This window comes from Amycolatopsis sp. cg13 (assembly GCF_041346965.1).
In the GTDB taxonomy this organism is placed as follows: Bacteria; Actinomycetota; Actinomycetes; order Mycobacteriales; family Pseudonocardiaceae; genus Amycolatopsis.
Window position 1 is genome coordinate 8942759 of sequence record NZ_CP166848.1, and the last position, 17656, is coordinate 8960414.

The window sequence follows — 17656 nt, forward strand, 5'->3', positions numbered from 1 at the left end:
CCGCGCGGAACGGCGACCAAACGGACCGCTGCCTGACGCGCGCGGCGGCGTTAGCGTGAGGTCATGCTGATCGAACATCGAGGACAACGACCCGTGGTGCCCGAATCGGCGTACGTCGCCCCGTCCGCGGTGCTGTGCGGCGCAGTCGTCCTCGGCGAACGCGCCCGGGTCCTGCACGGCGCGGTGCTGACCGCGGAAGACGGCGAGATCCGCACCGGCTCGGACGTCGTGATCATGGAACACGCACTGATCCGCGGCCGGGCCGCGCACCCCGTGGCCCTCGGGGATGCGGTCCTGATCGGGCCGCACTCCCACGTCAACGGAGCCGTCGTCGAAAACGAGGCATTCGTGGCCACCGGCGCCTCCCTGTTCCCCGGCTCGGTCGCCGGTGCCGGGGCCGAGCTGCGGATCAACAGCGTGCTGCACGTCAATTACCGCCTCGAACCCGGAACGGTGCTTCCCATCGGTTGGATCGCTGCGGGGGATCCGGCTGAACTCTTCTCGCCGGATCGGCATGAGGAACTGTGGGAGGTTCAGCGGCCCCTCGACTTTCCGGGCACTGTGTATGGGGTTCCGCGAGGCACGTCGATGCGCGAGATCATGGCTCGGCAAGCCGAGTTCTACGGTTTCCATAAGGACGATCGCCTTCTTGACGAATGACGGTGGCCGGGGGTCGCTCTGGGGCGAGCGCGTCGCGGAGGAAGCCGATGCCGCGAGCCACGATGGCGGGTACGTCCGGAGAACCGACGAAGCAGTGGTCCGCATCCGGGACCGGCACGAAAGTCACCGGCGTACCGGCCGCTTCCAGCGCGGCGGCCAGCCGTTCGCTGTGGTCGAACGGCACCACGGAGTCGGCCGTGCCGTGCTGGACCAGCATCGGGACACGTGGGCCGCTGCCGGGTGTGAGATAGGCGAGGGGGCTGGCGGCCCGCGCCAGCGCCGGCCATTGGTCGCGGCGCGGGCCGAGCAGCGATTCGCACGGGTCCGGCTGCTCGGCGGAATGCAAGCGGGACAGCAAAGCCGCGACGTCCGCCACGCCGTACCAGTTCACGACGGCCTGGACCTCGCTGGACTGCGCGGTCACCCCGACGATGCCTTCGAGCGCCGGGTCGGAATCACCGGTGAGCGCCAGCAACATCGCGAGATGACCGCCCGCGGACTCGCCCCAGACGCCGATGCGGCCGGGGTCGATGCCGAACTCGCCGGCGAACTCGCGCACATATCGGACGGCGGCTTTGCCGTCGTGCAGTTGCGCGGGGAACGGCGACTCCAGGCTGTGCCGGTAATCCACGCGCACCAAGGCCAGCCCCGCGCGCACGATGCCGCCGAACAGCCCGTCCGGGTCGATGGTGGGCGGCGGGTAGCGGCGGTCGCCGTCGAGCCAGGCGCCGCCGTGGAGCCAGACGACCGCGCCGACCGGTTCGGCGGACGCGGGGACGTGCACGTCCATCAGCACCGGCCGGTATCCGGTTGTCTGCGCGTACGTCACATGCTCGTATCTGCGGACGCCTTCGCTGTCGATGGCCGGCTCTCCAGGAGGGAGGAACGGAGGGGGACGCCATCCGACTTCCAGGGGATCACCGGGGGTTTCCTTCGCTGGGTGCGTCATGCGATCACCAATCCGCTTTCCGGCAGGGGGAATCGGATGTCCTTCTCCTGCCTCGGGGTTTCTGCGAAAACCATCTGATTCGGCTCGTCGCCGGTGTAGGGCGTCCAGTGTGCCGACTGATTTCCGTTCCGTGCGAACGCCGTCCAGGCCGCACTCATCGCCGCTGATACCGCGCCGCGTTCGGGTCGGCTGCCCGTGATGGGCGCGCGGTCGGTGTTCCGGAAGACGAAGGCAAGGTCGAGGCTGTGGTGCGCGCCGAGGATTCCGCCGAGTACCTCAGTTCGGTAGTCGAGCCGGTACGAGTAGACGGGCGCTCCCTGGGCCGCTTTAAGTCCGCGGACGTGGTCACTGGAGGCGCGGAAGGTGACGTCCGAGGCGGCTCGCGCGAAAACCAGTTGCGGCGGACCGCTGGGCTCGAGCGACGCGTAACGTTCGAGCGTGCCAGCGCCCTGCCCGGGGAAGAGCGCGTCGAACCGGTCCGGCAGATCGCCCCAGGAAAGCGAGTGGTACCAGCTGTTTTCGGCGAGCATCAGGGAGAACTCGTGGGTTGTCGTGCCGATGAGCAACGGCACGCCGGCCGCCTGATCCGGTGCGGCGGAACGGAACGGGTGTCGCGGAAGCTCGGCCGGATGCAGCACAGGCCCGATGCCGAGGATGCCGTTCTTGCTCAGCAACGGTTTCTGCGCGTCGAGGAGGGCGGCCGCTGGCGCGTCTTGGAGGGTGGTTCCCGCTGCTGCCAGGTGTGTTTCCAATTCCCAGCGCACTCGCGCGGCGTCCTCCGGGAGCACGGCTTCGCCAGTGGGGACACTTTGCACGATCGCCCGGTGAAACAGCCCGTGAGCCGCTGGCATGGCGAGCAGCGTGGTGACCTTCGCTCCGCCGCCGGACTGGCCGAAAACCGTGACACTTTCAGGATCCCCGCCGAACGCGGCGATGTTCTCCCGGACCCAGCGAAGCGCCTGGACGATGTCGAGCATGCCCGCGACGCCGGACCGCTCGACGTCGTCTTCGGGGCCGAGGAATCCGAGCACGCCGAGCCGATGGTTCAAGGTCACCACCACGACGTCTTCGAGCGCGGCGAGCCGGTCCCCGTGGAACCAGCCTTCCGCGCCAGTTCCGTGCACGAAGGCGCCGCCGTGCAGCCACACCATCACGGGCCGCTTGGCCGAACCGATTCCCGGCGTCCACACGTTGAGGTACAGGCAATCCTCGTCGCTCGGCCGTCCCTCGAGCGGGGCGGGGACGCCGGGGTAACAGAGCCGGAGGACTTCGTAGTACTCGGCGCAGGCGTCCGGCCGGGGATCGTTCTGGGGACTCGCCGCGCCGAATCCGGTCGCGTCGAGTGTGCCCGCCCACGGTGTTCGCGGGCGCGGCGGCGAAAACCGGGAAGACTCGGCGTACGGGATGCCGAGGAACGCGGTGACCGGGGGAGCCTCGACGCCCCGGACTCTTCCTGCGGCGGTGTCGACTTCGGCGGACGATCTCATGGAAAACCCTTTCAGCGCACCGATGTGATCGGAAGGATCGCGACGGCTCCGAGGAGCGAGCACGCGATCGCGAAGACGAACAGCCCGGGATATCCGCCCGCGAAGGTGATGACGAGTGCCCCGACGAACTGTGCGAGAACTTGCGGGATTGTCGCGGCGACATTGAGGATTCCGAGGTCGCGGCCGTTGTCCTCGGTGCCTGGCAGCACCAGGGTCATGAGCGCGGTGTCCGCGGCGAGGTACGCGCCGAACCCGAATCCGTTGATCGCTTCGAAAACCAGCATCCCGGAGAAAGCCGGGTGCGCGAGCGGGATGACCAGAGAGGCCGCGCACACGAGCGAGGCCGCGATCACGATCGCCTTGCGCCGCTTGAGGACGTCGGAGAGCCAGCCGCCGAGGAAAGTCCCGATCAGCAAGGCGATCATGCCGACCGACGTGAGCGTGCCGACCGCCGCGACCGGGTCGCCGCCGGGAATCGAATCCCGTTCCACGTAGTCCTGCAGTGTGTACAGCAAGTAGCTCGCGATTGCCCAGTACCCGAACATGTAGAGCGCGCGGGCCGCGAACGCCCAGCTGAAATCGGCCACGCGGAACGACGAAAAGAAAGTGGTGATCGCGCGGCCGAATCCGCCGGGGCGAGGCGGGGCCGCCGCGAGCACGGGCTGATCTTTAGCGAGGAACACGAAAAGCAGCGCGAACACCACCAGAGTTCCGCCGAGCACGGCATAACCGCCGAGCGGCGTGGTGAAGACGCGCGACACCATGTTCACGCCGAAGAGGACTCCGATCGGGAGCGCGATCCCGACGATCGCGGAGGCCGTTCCCCGTCTGGCGACCGGAACCCGGTCGGGCACAATCGCCGTGATGACCGCCTGATAGCAGCCCATGACCAGCATGACGAGGCAGTAGACCGCGCCCAGCAGGAAGTATTGTCGTTGCCCGGCAAGCAAAAGCAGCCCGAGCGCGGCGAGCAGGGGAGTGACGAGCAGCCACGGCGCGCGCCGCCCGAAGCGCGAGCGGGTCCGATCGGAGATCGCACCGGCGATGGGGCCGAAGACCGTCGCGATGAGCGCGCCGAGCGCGGCCAGCACCGCGAGTGCGCTGACTTTGTCGTCCCCGCCGAGTTGTTCTACCTGTTGCGGCAGCAGGACAGCCTGCATCCCTTGGAACACGGAGTACATCGCGGCGGTGGCCGGCAGCAGCAGGGCGAGCTGCACCGCGAGCGGCCTCGGGCCGGCTGGGCGCGAGGCCGCGAGGGATTGTCCGGGCGGGGCGAGTTCGCCCGTCGAGGGGTGGTCGGCGGTCATCGGGATTCTCCTGCGTCGTCGTCGACGGTGGGCAGGAACATACAACGGCGACACTCGCTGTTAAGTCAAGCTTCGAATTCAAAAAGCAAAATTATACGTTCTTGAGTTCAGAAAATGAATACAAGCCGCAGCGAGTGGCTGCGTCGACAACCGCGCCGAGAGCGACGGCGCGGGGTCCGAGGGAAGCCAGCCGGGTCTCGACGCGCGGGCCGACGAGAGCCGAGAAATGACTCAGCGTCTCGGTGAAAGAGGAAAGGAGTGGATCGCCGCACGCGGCGAGCTGTCCGCCGACGACGACGGTCGAAAGGTTGAGCGCCTGGACGAGCGGGGCCACCCCGTAGCCGGCGTCGCGCCCGGCTTCGACCGCGATCCGCCGGGCGAGCTCCCGGCCGTCGGCGACGTCGTCGGCCAGCGTTCGCAGCGTCATCGGCTCCCCGGGGTGCAGCGCCCGAAGGCCGGGGAGAAGGGCGTCGGCGCCGACGAGGAGCTCGAGACATCCCCGGTTTCCGCACCAGCAGCGGGGACCGTGCTCGGACCCCTGGAGGTGGCCCAGCTCGCCGGCCATGCCGCCGTCGCCCTCGAAGACCTCGTCGTCGAGGATGAACGCGCCGCCGACGCCTTCGGACAGCTCGAGGTACAGCGCGTTCGAAACCCCTTGCGCCGCACCGATCCGCAGCTCCGCGAGAGCCGCGAGATTCGCGTCGTTCTTCGCCGCGGCCGGCGTTCCGAGCACCTGCTCGAGCGGTGCCAGCGCGTCGTCGCCGACCCAGTCCGCGAGCGGGTACTCCGGCGGGAGGACGATCGTCCGGCGCTTGGCCAGCGGCACCGCGGCGGGCATGGCGACGGTCGCTTCGATCGCCTGCTCGCCGTCTGGCAGGGCATCCGCGACGAACCGGGCGACGCGCTCCCGGTTCGTCCGGCCAGGATCCGGCAGGCCGTCCCAGCCCGCCGATTCCAGCCGGGCTCCGCTCTTGCCCCAGGTCGCGACGTCGATCCCGTCCCGGCGGAGACTGATTCCGACCAGCGTCCCCGGAGGCTGGGTCGCGAGCGACACGATGGTCGCCCGGCGCCCGGACGAGGTCCCCGGCTCGACGGTCGCCTGCCCGCTCTCGACCAGCTCCCGGACGATGGCGGTGACGGTCGCCGGGGAAAGGCCCGCCTCCTCGGCGATCCGCGCTTGCGGCCGCGGCCCGGCCTGCAGAATCCGCAGCACCCGCTCGCGATTCGCTTCGCGGAGACCTCGCAGCGAACCGCCGCGCGGAGCGGGGCGGGAGGATGGGGTCGGCATGCGGTCAGTGTGCCATGAGTTCGAAGTCCTAATCCAGTGTCGTGGGCTGGGTGCCGCGGCCGGAAGCTCTCTTTCGGCCGCCCCCTCGCCTCCTCGGCCGCGATCCGCTGCCAGCGGAGAGGCGCATCGCGGACATCCTGGAAGGCGACCGGTTGCCGATCCGGCCGAGTCAGTCCAGTGAAACGGAAGCGGAGGACGTGGACGTCATCGTCCCGTTGAGAAACGCCCTCCCCAACGGTGTGAGCGAATGCTGCACCCCCGCCCCCTCTCGAGTCGTCGTGATCAACCCAGCCGTCCGCAACGTCTTCGTATGCTGGCTAACCGCCGCAGGCGACACCCCCAGCCGAGTAGCCAGCGCCGTAGTAGAAGCCTCCGCCGCCAATTCGCACAGCAACCGAGCCCGCGTCCGACCCACCAGCCCCGCCAGCTGATCCTCCCGAGAACCCACCGATTCATCCGGCACCAACCCCGCCGCCGGGCACACCAGCGTCGGTCGTTGGGCGGCGTCGATGAACGTCACCGGTTCGCCCCAGCAAAAATGCGCAGGCACCAAAACCAGCCCCCGGCCTTCCAACGACACCGTGCGATCGCGGGGATAGTCCGCCTCCAGCACCGGATTGCGCCACCGGATCGACGGGTGCAGGTTCCCCAGCAGCGCCTCGACCCCACCGTTCAGCAGTTGTTCCGCATAGCGGGCACGGTCGGTCTCGACCCGCCGGTCCAGGACCGGCCGCGCGGGTCCGAGGACCAGGTCGCTGTACTCGCGCAAGGCATGCACGACACCACGCGTGCTGCCGTCGGCGTAAACCGTGCGGGCCCAGCTCGGTACGCGGCGGTGCCGGGCGAACGTGCGGACGATGTCCTCGCGCAGGGCCGCTTTCGGCTGGGCCAGGATCGCTTCGAAGTGGGCTCCGACGTCCGTTTCGTCCAGCGCGGGCGTCAGGAAGTCCGGGAAGTTCCCGGCCGGGACCAATTCCGCGGCGGCCTTCAGGCAGCGCCAGCGGGCGGGGGCGCGCCGGGCTCCGCCGAGGACTGCCGCTCGCCAGCCGCGGTACTCCAGGGGCAGGTGAGGGTCCTGGAGACTGTTGATGCTCAGAATCAGCTCCCACGTCGGGTGCGCGCCGCTGGCCACTCGCACCCGGCACAGGTCTTCGGCGGTGAAAATCATGCGCAGCATCGAAACCACCCCTGGTCCGCGCCTCCCCAGCGCGGCTCTGCGTCCAGGATGCGGCCCGGAACCGCGGTCTGGGAAGCGTCCTCCGACGACCGGCGCGGATCCGTCGGCGGGCGGGGCCGCGGATTCGGCCGGGCTCAACGGCGACGGCTTCCCAGACCGCGAGCGGATCACGCCTTGCTGCGGATCACGTCGATCAGGCTGGACCAGCTGTCCCGGCCGTGCCCGGCCGCGATGGCGCGGTCGTAGTGCTCCTTGACCGCGGCGGGCAGGGCCGTGTCGATGCCCGCGTCCCGGCTGGCGGCGAGGACGTGGTCGGCCGTCGCGCCCATCATCTTGGCGTTCGCCTGGTCGCCGGGATGGGTGCCGCTGTCGACGTTCTTCGCGGTTTCGTCCAGCGTCGTCTGCACGAGCGTCAGCAGTTCCGCCGCGTACGGCACCAGCGTCGCGGCGGGCACCCCGGCCGTGCCGACCAGGGCGGCGGAGTGCAGGAACGCCGAGAGCGTGGTGAGGAACAGGTCCAGCAGCGACTGGTAGTACAGCTGCGCCAGGCCCGGGTCCGCGCCCCGGTAGTCCGGCCGTCCGATGACGCGCAGGGCAGGCTCGATCCGGTCGAACACCGGTTGCGCGCCGCTGTAGAACACGAACGAACCCTCGGTGCCGACGACCGGCGCGGGCACCATGATCCCGCCGGCGATCATCTCCGCCCCGCGTGCGGCCAGCCATTCCGCGGCCACTCGCGTCCGCTCCGGCGTGTCCGAGCTGAGGTTCACCACGATCTTGCCCCGCAGCGCGTTCTCGGTCGGCGCGAGAATGTCGTACATCGCCTGATAATCAGTGAGACTGAGAAGCACCAGTTCGTTCGCGGCCAGCGCGTCCACGACCGTTTCCGCGCGCTTCGCACCGGCGGCCACCAGCTCGTCGGCCCGGCTCGCGGTGCGGTTCCACACTGTCACCTCGTGGCCGGCGGCCAGGTAGGACCGCACCATGGCCTGGCCCATCGGGCCGAGCCCGATCAACGTCACATTCACGGGTTTCTCCTTATTTCTTCAGCAGTTCGATGACGCTCGTGAGGTTTTCCGCGCCGTGGCCGTCGGCGGCCCGGCGCAGGAGCAGCTGGTGCAGCGGCGCGAGCAGTTCGGAACTGACGCCCTGGTCAGCCGCCGCGGCGGGCAGGTTGTCGAACGCGGCCGCCTGCATGCCCAGGTTCGACACGACGCCCTGGGTGTAGTCGCCGCTGTCGACCTCCACAGCGGCCTGCTGGACGAAGCTGCTCATCGCGGTCAGCCATCCGCTCAGCAGCGGCGCGAACTCGACCGCCGACAGGCCTTCGCTGCGGATCAGCGCGTAAGCCTGCAAGATGCCGATGAACTGGCCGTACATCCCCGACAGCAGCGCGAGGTCGTGCAACGCCGCCAGCCCCGGGTCCTCGCCGACGTAGTTGCTGCCGCCGAACGCGTCGAACGCCGCGCGGTGCGTGTCGAAGAGATCCTTGGGCCCGCTGTAGAACACGAACGCGCCCGGCTGCCCGATCATCGGCGGCACTGCCATGATGCCGCCGTCGAGGAACTTCCCGCCCTGCTCCGAGACCCATTCGGCCAGCTCGCGCGCCTGCCGAGGGGTGCCGTTGGTCAGGTTCACCACCGTCTTGTCGGCCAGCGAAGCCGTGCCGAGCACCTCGCGCACCGACGCGTCGTCCAGCAGGCAGGCGATCACCAGTTCGCTCGCCGCGACCGCTTCGGCGGCCGACCCTGCCGCCACCGCACCCCGTGCCACCAGCGGCTTCGTCTTGTCCGCCGAGCGGTTCCAGACCGTCACCGGCCGTCCCGTCTCCAGCAGTGCACCGGCCAGCGCGCTGCCCATCGCACCGAGCCCCAGCACGGTCGCCGAGGTCGCATTCCCGGACATGTCGTCCCTCCAGTTCGTTGATCTGCCGACCACGGTGCCGAGCGCCGCGCACGGTTCGCTGGGGGTCCGCGCACGGATGCGGCTACGGTGGTTCTGTGCGATTCGGCATCCTGGGGCCCTTGGCCGTGACCAGCGACGACGGCGAGCCGGTCCGGGTGCCCGAGGCCAAGGTCCGGACCCTGCTCGCGGTCCTTCTCGTGCACGAGGGCCGTCCGGTGTCGGCGGACCGGCTGGCCGACGACCTGTGGGGCGACCAGCTGCCCGGCAATCCGGTCAACACGCTGCAGACGAAAGTCTCGCAGCTGCGCCGTGCGCTCGAAGCCGCCGAACCGGGGCAGGGTCGCGCGCTCGTCCATCAGGCACCCGGTTACGTCCTGCGGACCGAGCCGGAGGCGGTCGACGTCGGACGGTTTCGTGTGTTAACCGTTGCGGCAAGCACGGCGGCGGATCCGGAGTCGAAGGTCGAGCTGCTCACTGAAGCGCTGGCGTTGTGGCGGGGCCCGGCGCTCGCCGAGTTCGCCGACGAACCCTTCGCGCAGCCGGTGATCCAGCGGCTCGACGAGGATCGCCTTGCCGCGCAAGAAAACCTCGCCGACGCCCGGCTCGCTCTGGGCGAACATGCCGCGCTCACCGCGGAACTGGCCGACCTCGTCCGCCAGCATCCGTTGCGGGAACGACTGCGCGCTCTCCAGTTGCGCGCGCTGTATGCGGCGGGCCGGCAGAGCGAAGCGCTGGCCTCCTACGACGAGTTGCGCCGCCGTCTCGCCGATGAGCTAGGCCTGGACCCGGGGCCCGAACTCGCCGCACTGCACCGGTCGATCCTGGCGCAGGACCCGGCGCTGACCGCCGTCGTCCCGCAGCTTCCGGTGCCGCTCACCGAACTGGTCGGCCGGACCGCCGCGGTGCGGGCCGTCAGCACGCTCGTCAGCGAATCTCGCCTGGTCACGCTCACCGGGCCCGGCGGCGTCGGCAAAACCCGGCTCGCGCTGGAGACCGCGCACCGGCTCGGCGGCGACTTCGCCGCGGGTGCGTGGCTCGTGGAACTGACCGGCATGGACCGGCATGAATGCGCGTTGAGCCAGTGTCCGCCGATCGAATGGGTCGTGGAGGCGATCGCCGCGACGCTGGGAATCCGCGACGCGGCGGTTCCTTCGCAGGCGGATCCCGTGGAACGGCTGGCCGAGTCGTTGCGGGGCAAGGAAACCCTCGTCGTCCTGGACAACTGCGAGCAGCTGATCGAGCCGGTCGCCGCGCTGACCGCACGACTGCTGGCGGCCGCGCCCGGACTGCGGATCCTCGCCACCAGCCGGGAGCCGCTCGGGATTACCGGGGAAACGCAATTCCCGGTGCCGCCGCTGGACCACGACAGCGCCGCGCAGCTTTTCACCGCACGGGTAGCCGACACCGGGTTCACTGTGGACAGTGCTGATTCGGCTGCGGTCGCGGAGATTTGCCGGAAACTGGACGGATTGCCGCTGGCGCTCGAACTCGCCGCGACCCGTGTGCGGGCGTTGGGCGTCCAGGAGTTGCTGCGGCGGCTGGACGATCGGTTCCGCCTGCTGGACACCACCCGTCGCGGCGTACCCGCCCGGCAGCAGACTTTGCGCGCGATGATCGACTGGAGCTGGGAACTCCTGAGCGAGCCTGAACGCCTTGTGCTGCAACGTCTATCGGTGCACACCGAGGATTGCGCGTTGGACGCGGCCGAGGCGGTCTGCGCAGGCGGCGGCGTCGAAGAAGCCGAGGTGCTGGGTCTGCTGGCGAAGCTCGTCGACCGCTCACTGGTCGTGCCCGCGAACAACGCGCGGTACCGGCTGCTCGAATCGGTAGCGGTTTACGGCTTGGAGCGACTGCGCGAGGCCGGTGCGGTCGAAAAGACGCGGCGTCGGCATGCGGAGTACTACGTCCGGCTCGCCGGTGTCGCGGACGCCGGTCTCCGTGGCCGAGACCAACGACGCTGGCTCCAACGCCTTGATGCGGACCTGCCGAATCTCCGTGCCGCAGCAGAAAATCTGGCCGGTTGGGGGAGCGCCGACGACGCGTTGCGGCTGGCGAACCGGCTGTCCTGGTACCGATTCCTGCGCGGCCGGATGGCCGAGGCGATGCGTTCCCTGCGCGCCGCGCTCGGCTTGCCCGGCGGCGATCCCGAACTGCGCGCGGAAGCACAGGCGACGCTCACCGCGCTCGGCATCTTGGCTGGCGACCGGCCCGACTGGCGTCCCGTGGCCGAACAGCCGATGAGCGCCCGGGCCAAGTGGTTCATCGGCTATGCACTGTCCACGGTGGCCGATCTGACCGGTGCCGAACCGCTGACCCTGGACGCCCTAGCCGCCTTCGAAGCTGCCGACGACCGGTGGGGAATCGCTGCGGCGAGTGGCGACCGCGCGAGCCAGGTGTTGTCGAGAGGCGATGTCGCGGCAGCATGGCGTTACGCCGATCGTTGCGCGGGTTTGTTTACTGAAATCGGCGACAAATGGGGCCAGCTGCAGGCGATTTTCGCGCGGGGCGCACTCAGTTCCCTTGCCGGGGACTACGCGCGCGCTGAGGCGGTCCACGTCGACGGATTGCGGATCGCCGAGGAACTGGGCTTGTGGCCGGAAGCGTCGTACCAGCTGTCGTGGTTGGGCCGGGTTGCGTTGCTGCGCAAGGACTACACCGCCGCCCGCGAACTGCATGACCGTGCTCGCGAGGTCGCCGCGGAGCACGGCTTCACGCCGGGGGAGATGTATGCGCTGACCGGGCTGGCTCTCGGCGCCCGGCGCGAGGGCGACCTCGATCTCGCCGAGCGGCATTTGCGGACGCTGCTCGAATGGAACAAGCAGGTCGATTTCGAACCGGGGAACACATTGATCCTCGCGGAACTCGGTTTCGTCGCCGAATTGCGCGGAGCTCCGGAGGCCGCGTTGCTGCGGCAGCGGGAAGGTTACGAGATCGCCCACCGGACCGGGGATCCGCGCGCGATTGCACTGGCGCTGGAAGGTTTGGCGGGCGCCCACGCGTTGGCCGGCGCGGCCCGCGAAGCCGCGCGGTTGCTGGGCGCGGCTGCGGCTTCTCGCGCCAGGGTTGGTGCACCGCTGCCCGCTGCGGAGCGGGGCGACGTGGACCGGATCACCGCCCGGGCGAGCGGCGTTCTCGGTGCGGAGAATTTCGCGACGGAGTTCCGCGCGGGCGGTGAGCAGGGAGCGCCGCTGACGGTCCGTGAAGGGCTCCTTGAGGGAATCTGATTCCCGGAAGGAGCCCTTCACGGACCTTGGCCTGCGCGGCAGGGCAGCTCAGAAGACCGGCCGCTGGCTCCCGTGCGAAAGCGTGCGCGGCGCCGACAGCCCCAGCTCGGCCCGCATCGGTGCGAAGATCTGCAGCCCTACCGGCCGTCCGTCTTCGGTGAACCCCGCAGACACCGACAGGGCCGGGCAGCCGGTCGCCGAGATCGAGCTGGAGGGTTTGGCGGGCGCACATGCGTTGGCCGGTGCGGCTCGCGAAGCCGTGCGGCTGCGGCTTCTCGCGCCGGGGTTGGCGCAGCGCTGCCCGTCGCGGAGCGCGGGGACGTGGACCGGATCACCGCCCGTGCGAGCGGCATTCTCAGTGCAGCCGAGTTCCGCGCGGGCGGCGAGCTGGGCAGCTCAGAAGACCGGCCGCTGCTTCCCATACCCGGTGGCCTGCTCGAAAGCATGCGCGGCGCGCAACAGCCCTAACTCGCCCCGCATCGGTGCGATGATCTGCAACCCCACCGGCCGTCCGTCTTCAGTGAACCCCGCAGGAACCGACAGCGCCGGACAACCAGTCGCCGAGATCGAATACGCCGAGCGCATCCACTCCAGATAGTCGTGCATCGGTTGCCCGGCAACAGTTTCCGGATACTCCCACTCCACCGGGAACGGCGGCACCTGGCTCACCGGCGCGAGCAGCAGGTCGTACTGGCTGAAGAACTCCCGCATCCCGCTGATGAGCTGCAGCTGCCGCGTCTGCGCGCTCGCGATGTCAGCACCGGAAAGCGTTGCGCCGAAAGCAATGTTGTCCCTGAGGGTCTGCTTCATCTTGTCAGGATGTTCTTCGAGCAGACCGCTGAACCCGGCGTGGAAGAGCCATCCTCGCAAGGTGCGGAAGACCTCGTCGGCGGAGGCGAGGTCCGGGCAGGCGGGTTCGACGCGACAGCCGAGCTCGGCGAACACCTTCACCGCCGGTTCCAGCACAGCGGTGACCGCCGGGTCGACTGGCAGGCCGCCCAGATCCGGCGACCACGCCACCCGCAGCCCGGCGAGGTCGGCGTCGAGCGATCCGGCGAAGGGCGCGGCGGGCTGGTCGAGCGAGATCGGGTTGCGCTCGTCGTGCCCGGCGATCACGGACAGCAGCAGCGCGACGTCCGTGACCGTCCGGCCCATCGGCCCCTGCACGCCCAGCGCCTCCCACGGCAGCGTCGCCGGCCAGGTCGGCACCCGTCCCGGCGACGGACGCAGACCGACGACGTTGCAGAACGACGCCGGATTCCGCAGCGAACCGCCCATGTCGCTGCCCTCGGCGAGCGGCTGCAGACCCGCGGCCAGCGCCGCCGCCGCGCCGCCACTGCTGCCGCCAGCGGAAAGATCCCGCCGATACGGGTTGCGCGTGGCTCCGAAAACGGGATTCATGGTGTGCGAACCGGCCCCGAATTCCGGCGCGTTCGTCTTGCCGAGCGTGATCGCGCCCGCGTTGCGGATTCGTTCGACGACCAGCGTGTCGCTGTCCGGCACGTGGTCGGCGAAAATGGGGGAGCCGTAGGTGGTGCGGACTCCGGCGACGTCGTGCGTGTCCTTGTGCGCCACCGGAATCCCGTGCAGCGGACCGACCTCCTCGCCGTGCGCGAGACGTTCGTCGGCGGCCGCGGCCTCGCTCCGCGCGCGCTCGGCGGTCAGCGTGACGATGGCGTTGATCTGGGGGTTGACCTGCTCGATCCGGTCGAGGTGGGCCTGCAGCACCTCGCGGGCGGACACCTCGCGGGTACGCAGCCGCCGGGCCAGTTCGCGGGCGGGCAGGTAACAGATCTCCTCGGCGCTCACTGGCTTTCCTTCCTGACCCCGGTGTCCGTTCGCGACATCAGCTTCGCGCGTGGTGCTGGGGTATTGGCTGATGACCGCACGGCTGGACCCCCTCGACCGCCGGATCGTCGGCGCGCTGCAAGTCGACGGCCGCGCGTCCTGGCGGCGGATCGCCGAGGTGCTGGACGCGCCGGAGCGCACGGTGGCCCGGCGCGGGACGCACCTGCTGCGCACCGGCGTGGTGACGGTTGTCGCCGTTTCGCCGCACGGTGTGCCGCTGCTGGTCCGCGGCCGTTGCCGGGCCGGGCTCGGCCGTCCGGCGGGCACCGCGCTCGCGGGACGGCCGGAGACGAGCTTCTGCTACCTCATCACCGGACAGGGCGAACTGGTCGCCGAGGTCTTCTGCGACCGCAACCGGCTGCCGACCTTCATGTTCGACGAGATGGCGGCAATCCCCGGCCTGCACGATCTGACGGCCGATACCGTCACCCGCTACTACCGCACCATCCACGAATGGCAGCCCGGCTTGCTCAGTCCTTCCGAGACGGCGGCGATCTCCTCGCTGCCGCAGCCGACCCCGCAACCCCGGCAGCCCGACGGCGTCGCCTTCAGCAGCGACGAACGCGCCATCGTGCGCGCGCTGCGCGAGGACGGCCGGCGGACCCACGAGGAGCTCGCCCGCGCCGCCGGGATCTCGGAATCGACCGTCCGCCGCCGGCTGGAAGCGTTGCGGCGGGAGGAAAAGGTGTTCATCCGGGCCGTGGTGGAGCCGGCCGTGCTGGGGCTGCCGGTCGAGGCGCTGCTGTGGATCCGGTGCCGCCCGCACGACGTCGACGACATCGGCCGCGCGTTGCTGGGCTCGCCGTACGTGCGGTACGCGGCGGCGATGACGGGCGAGTATCAGCTGCTCGCTGACGTGACCTTGCCCGACATCGCCGCGTTGCACGAGTTCGTCGGCAGCTCCGGATGGTCCCGGCAGGCGGATTCGGTGCATACCGGGGTGGTGCTGAAAGCGTTGAAGCGCAGCAGCGTCCTCGCTCCCGAGTTGCGCTCCTGACGGTTACGCCTTTTCCGCCAACCCGTTCAGCACCGACGGCAACGTGCCGCGGTGCAGCACGCCGAGCCGTTGCGTCGCCCGGGTAAGCGCGACATACAGCTCAGCCGCGCCGCGCGGACCGTCCGCGAGAATCCGGTCCGGGTCTACGAGAAGCACAGCGTCGTACTCCAGCCCCTTCGTCTCCGACGCCAGCACCGCACCCGGCACGTCCGGCGGCCCGATCACGACGCTGGTCCCTTCCTTGCCCGCTTCATCGCGGACGAATTCCTCCACCGCGGCAGGCAATTCGTCGTCGGTGACCTTCCGCGACCACGGCCGGATCCCGCACGCGCGAACCGATTCCGGCGGCTCGACCCCCGGCGCGAACTCAGCGAGCACCGCCGCCGCGACGGCCATGATCTCCGCCGGGGTGCGGTAGTTGACGGTGAGCGAACGGTAGGCCCAGCGGCCCGGGACATACGGATCCAGCATCGTGCCCCAGTCGAGCGCCCCCGCCGCCGACCGGCGCTGCGCCAGGTCGCCGACCACGGTGAACGACCGGCTCGGACACCGCCGCATCAGCACCCGCCAGTCCATTTCGGACAGTTCCTGGGCCTCGTCGACGACGACGTGCCGGTACGTCCAGTCCCGGTCCGCGGCGGCGCGTTCGGCGAGGTCGCGGGTGTCGTACTCGACGAACCGCTCGGCCAGGTCGGTGTCGTAGAGCAGGTGCTCCGCCGAGAGGCCGATGTCCTCGTCCATCTCCTCGCGGTCGAGCCGCATGATGTCGAGCACGCCGGCCGCGTACTCGGCCTCCGCCTCGCGTTCGGCCTTGTCCTCCTTCTGTTTCGCCCGGTCCGGCGCCTTGCCGAGGAGGTCGATCAGCTCGTCCAGGAGCGGGACGTCCGACACCGTCCAGGCGTCGCCCTGCTCGCGCAGCAGCGCCGGGCTGGCGCCGGCGGCGGCGAGCCTTGCGGGGGAGGAATACAGCGTGGCCAGCAGGCTTTCCGGGGTGAGGATCGGCCAGAGCCGGTCGATCGCCTTGACGAACGCGCTGTCGGCGAGGAGTTCCTTGACGAGCGTGGAACGGAGGTCCTCCCATTCCTCCTTGTCGTCGCGAGTGAGCCAACCGCGCCCGATGCGGGCCATGGCGCGTTCGGTGAGCACGTACGTGACGATCTCGACGAACGTCGCCCGCGCCTCGTTGTGCGGCCGTCCGCTCTGCCGCGCCTCGTCGCGAGCCCACTCGGCTGTTGCAGCGTCGATCCGGACCGTGATGTCGCGAAGTTCGATCAGGATGGGCTCCTGCGGCAACTCCTGCCGGTCGGCGACCGCCGCATTGAGGACGTCGAGCATCCGCAGAGATCCCTTGAACTGCGCGATTTCCGGCTCGTCCTCGATGTGCGTGCGCAGCCCCGGAAGCAGCCCGCCCGGGGTGGTGAACACCACGTCGGACTCGCCGAGCGACGGCAGCACGCGGCCGATGTGGTTCAGGAACGCCGGATTCGGCCCGAGGACGAGGACGCCGTGGCGCTCCATCCGCTCGCGCTGCGTGTAGAGCAGATACGCGACGCGGTGGAGCGCCACGACCGTTTTCCCGGTTCCTGGCCCTCCCTCAATGACCAGGACGCCGGGATGGTCGAGCCGGATGATGCGGTCCTGCTCGGCCTGGATCGTCGCGACGATGTCCCGCATCCCCTCGCCGCGGGGCGCGTTGACCGCGGCGAGCAGCGCGGCGTCGGCGTCGTTCTCCTCGTCGCTGCCGCCGCCGCGCCCGAAGACCTCGTCGGTGAAGGACGTGACTTGCCGGCCGTGCGTGTGGAACTGCCTCCGCCGCCGCATGCCCTCGGGCGTGGCGGCTGTTGCGGTGTAAAACGCGCTCGAAGCCGGAGCGCGCCAGTCGAGAAGAACGGGTTTGTACTCGTCGTCCTGATCGAAAAGCCCGACCCGGCCGATGTAGGAATGGTCGCCCTCGAGCGAATCGAGCCGCCCGAAACACAACCCGGAGTCGGCGAACGCCAACCGCCGCTTTTCGCGCGTAAGGGCGCGCACCTCGACCTCGCGCTCGCCCGGAGTCCCGTCGTTTCGCTTGAGGGCAGCGGTGTAGCGCTTATCGGCCCGCTCGCGCTCGTCGTCGAGCCGCCGGTACAGCCCGGCGACGTAGTCCTGTTCGGACCGCAGTTCTTCTTCGTACCCCTGAGTTGACACGTGCCCCTCGCTGCTGTTATTCTGAACCCAGATTCGGCGCGAACTTCTGATTTCCTGGTGAAGACGCGTCGAATTTTTTATTGTCCACCTTCTGTCAAGTGGCGTGGTGGGACTGGTTGCTTTTCCGGCTTTGTCTCGTCGCGGGTTGCGGTAGCTGGCGGGTTGCGGTGGCTGGCGGGTTGCGGTGGCTGGCGGGTTGCGGTGGCTGGCGGGTTGCGGTGGCTGGCCGCATGCTCTCCCGAGCCGAGCCGAGCCGAGCCGAGCCGAGCCGAGCCGAGCCGAGCCGAGCCGAGCCGAGCCGAGCCGAGCCGAGCCGAGCCGAGCCGAGCCGAGCCGAGCCGAGCCGAGCCGAGCCGAGCCGAGCCGAGCCGAGCCGAGCCGAGCCGAGCCGAGCCGAGCCGAGCCGAGCCGAGCCGAGCCGAGCCGAGCCGAGCCGAGCCGAGCCGAGCCGAGCCGAGCCGAGCCGCCCCATCGTCGCGCGGTGAACGGGGGAGGGGGCTCGGCGCGAGTCCGGGTGCCTGTTTGGCGGAAAGCAGGGCGTACCGGGATCGGTCGAGGCTGGCTGAGCCGAGCCTTCAGGTGAGGCGGGTCGCGGCGCAGCGGGTCGGGTCCTGGCGGCTGATTCGA

At 69.9% G+C, this 17656-nt stretch carries 13 protein-coding genes; 3 read left to right on the plus strand and 10 right to left on the minus strand.

The genetic code is table 11. The annotated features are described in order from the left end of the window. Window positions 1-63 precede the first annotated feature (63 nt). Window positions 64-660 (plus strand): gamma carbonic anhydrase family protein, encoded by a 597-nt coding sequence (locus tag AB5I40_RS41900; protein WP_370935735.1) that lies wholly within the window; start codon window positions 64-66, stop codon window positions 658-660. Here AB5I40_RS41900 and AB5I40_RS41905 read toward each other — a convergent pair. The 7 genes from AB5I40_RS41905 to AB5I40_RS41935 all read right to left on the minus strand — a co-directional run bounded on the left by AB5I40_RS41905 (window position 599) and on the right by AB5I40_RS41935 (window position 8773). After that, on the minus strand, window positions 599-1609 hold the full coding sequence (locus AB5I40_RS41905) for an alpha/beta hydrolase fold domain-containing protein (RefSeq protein ID WP_370935736.1): 1011 nt from the start codon (window positions 1607-1609) through the stop codon (window positions 599-601). The two genes, AB5I40_RS41900 and AB5I40_RS41905, sit on opposite strands and share 62 nt — an antisense overlap. After that, window positions 1606-3096, minus strand: a complete 1491-nt coding sequence (locus tag AB5I40_RS41910) for a carboxylesterase/lipase family protein (protein WP_370935737.1) — start codon at window positions 3094-3096, stop codon at window positions 1606-1608. Before AB5I40_RS41910 ends, AB5I40_RS41905 begins: the two co-directional genes overlap by 4 nt. An 11-nt stretch (window positions 3097-3107) precedes the next feature. After that, window positions 3108-4403, minus strand: coding sequence for an MFS transporter (locus tag AB5I40_RS41915; protein ID WP_370935738.1), 1296 nt, complete (start codon window positions 4401-4403; stop codon window positions 3108-3110). Between the two features lie 91 nt (window positions 4404-4494). Then, the gene (locus AB5I40_RS41920) at window positions 4495-5691 is read right to left on the minus strand and encodes an ROK family transcriptional regulator (RefSeq protein ID WP_370935739.1); all 1197 of its coding nucleotides are present in this window, start codon (window positions 5689-5691) and stop codon (window positions 4495-4497) included. A 169-nt stretch (window positions 5692-5860) separates the two neighbouring features. After that, window positions 5861-6868, minus strand: coding sequence for an ArsR/SmtB family transcription factor (locus AB5I40_RS41925; RefSeq protein WP_370935740.1), 1008 nt, complete (start codon window positions 6866-6868; stop codon window positions 5861-5863). A gap of 167 nt (window positions 6869-7035) precedes the next feature. Continuing rightward, window positions 7036-7896 carry an NAD(P)-dependent oxidoreductase gene (locus AB5I40_RS41930; RefSeq protein ID WP_370935741.1) on the minus strand — a complete coding sequence of 287 codons (861 nt, stop codon included), beginning with the start codon at window positions 7894-7896 and terminating at the stop codon, window positions 7036-7038. A gap of 10 nt (window positions 7897-7906) precedes the next feature. Then, entirely contained in the window at window positions 7907-8773 is an 867-nt protein-coding gene (locus AB5I40_RS41935; RefSeq protein WP_370935742.1) for an NAD(P)-dependent oxidoreductase, read from the minus strand. Between the two features lie 95 nt (window positions 8774-8868). Here AB5I40_RS41935 and AB5I40_RS41940 point away from each other — a divergent pair, with 95 nt between their 5' ends. Then, the gene (locus AB5I40_RS41940; RefSeq protein ID WP_370935743.1) at window positions 8869-11997 is read left to right on the plus strand and encodes a BTAD domain-containing putative transcriptional regulator; all 3129 of its coding nucleotides are present in this window, start codon (window positions 8869-8871) and stop codon (window positions 11995-11997) included. Window positions 11998-12393: 396 nt separating this feature from the next. Here the strand turns inward: AB5I40_RS41940 and AB5I40_RS41945 are convergent, their stop codons facing one another. Continuing rightward, window positions 12394-13806, minus strand: coding sequence for an amidase (locus AB5I40_RS41945; protein WP_370935744.1), 1413 nt, complete (start codon window positions 13804-13806; stop codon window positions 12394-12396). Window positions 13807-13876: 70 nt separating this feature from the next. Here AB5I40_RS41945 and AB5I40_RS41950 point away from each other — a divergent pair, with 70 nt between their 5' ends. Then, window positions 13877-14842 carry an Lrp/AsnC family transcriptional regulator gene (locus tag AB5I40_RS41950; protein ID WP_370935745.1) on the plus strand — a complete coding sequence of 322 codons (966 nt, stop codon included), beginning with the start codon at window positions 13877-13879 and terminating at the stop codon, window positions 14840-14842. A 3-nt stretch (window positions 14843-14845) separates the two neighbouring features. Here the strand turns inward: AB5I40_RS41950 and helR are convergent, their stop codons facing one another. Further along, window positions 14846-17029: an RNA polymerase recycling motor ATPase HelR gene (gene helR, locus AB5I40_RS41955; RefSeq protein WP_370935746.1), complete on the minus strand. Its 2184-nt coding sequence runs from the start codon at window positions 17027-17029 to the stop codon at window positions 14846-14848. A gap of 94 nt (window positions 17030-17123) precedes the next feature. Then, the gene (locus tag AB5I40_RS41960) at window positions 17124-17501 is read right to left on the minus strand and encodes a pentapeptide repeat-containing protein (RefSeq protein WP_370935747.1); all 378 of its coding nucleotides are present in this window, start codon (window positions 17499-17501) and stop codon (window positions 17124-17126) included. Window positions 17502-17656 lie beyond the last annotated feature (155 nt).

Bases quoted from the DNA above. Each gene is read 5' to 3' on its own strand.
- AB5I40_RS41900 (WP_370935735.1), top strand. From the start codon at position 64: ATGCTGATCGAACATCGAGGACAACGACCCGTGGTGCCCGAATCGGCG.
- AB5I40_RS41905 (WP_370935736.1), bottom strand. From the start codon at position 1,609: ATGACGCACCCAGCGAAGGAAACCCCCGGTGATCCCCTGGAAGTCGGA.
- AB5I40_RS41910 (WP_370935737.1), bottom strand. From the start codon at position 3,096: ATGAGATCGTCCGCCGAAGTCGACACCGCCGCAGGAAGAGTCCGGGGC.
- AB5I40_RS41915 (WP_370935738.1), bottom strand. From the start codon at position 4,403: ATGACCGCCGACCACCCCTCGACGGGCGAACTCGCCCCGCCCGGACAA.
- AB5I40_RS41920 (WP_370935739.1), bottom strand. From the start codon at position 5,691: ATGCCGACCCCATCCTCCCGCCCCGCTCCGCGCGGCGGTTCGCTGCGA.
- AB5I40_RS41925 (WP_370935740.1), bottom strand. From the start codon at position 6,868: ATGCTGCGCATGATTTTCACCGCCGAAGACCTGTGCCGGGTGCGAGTG.
- AB5I40_RS41935 (WP_370935742.1), bottom strand. From the start codon at position 8,773: ATGTCCGGGAATGCGACCTCGGCGACCGTGCTGGGGCTCGGTGCGATG.
- AB5I40_RS41950 (WP_370935745.1), top strand. From the start codon at position 13,877: ATGACCGCACGGCTGGACCCCCTCGACCGCCGGATCGTCGGCGCGCTG.
- AB5I40_RS41960 (WP_370935747.1), bottom strand. From the start codon at position 17,501: ATGGGGCGGCTCGGCTCGGCTCGGCTCGGCTCGGCTCGGCTCGGCTCG.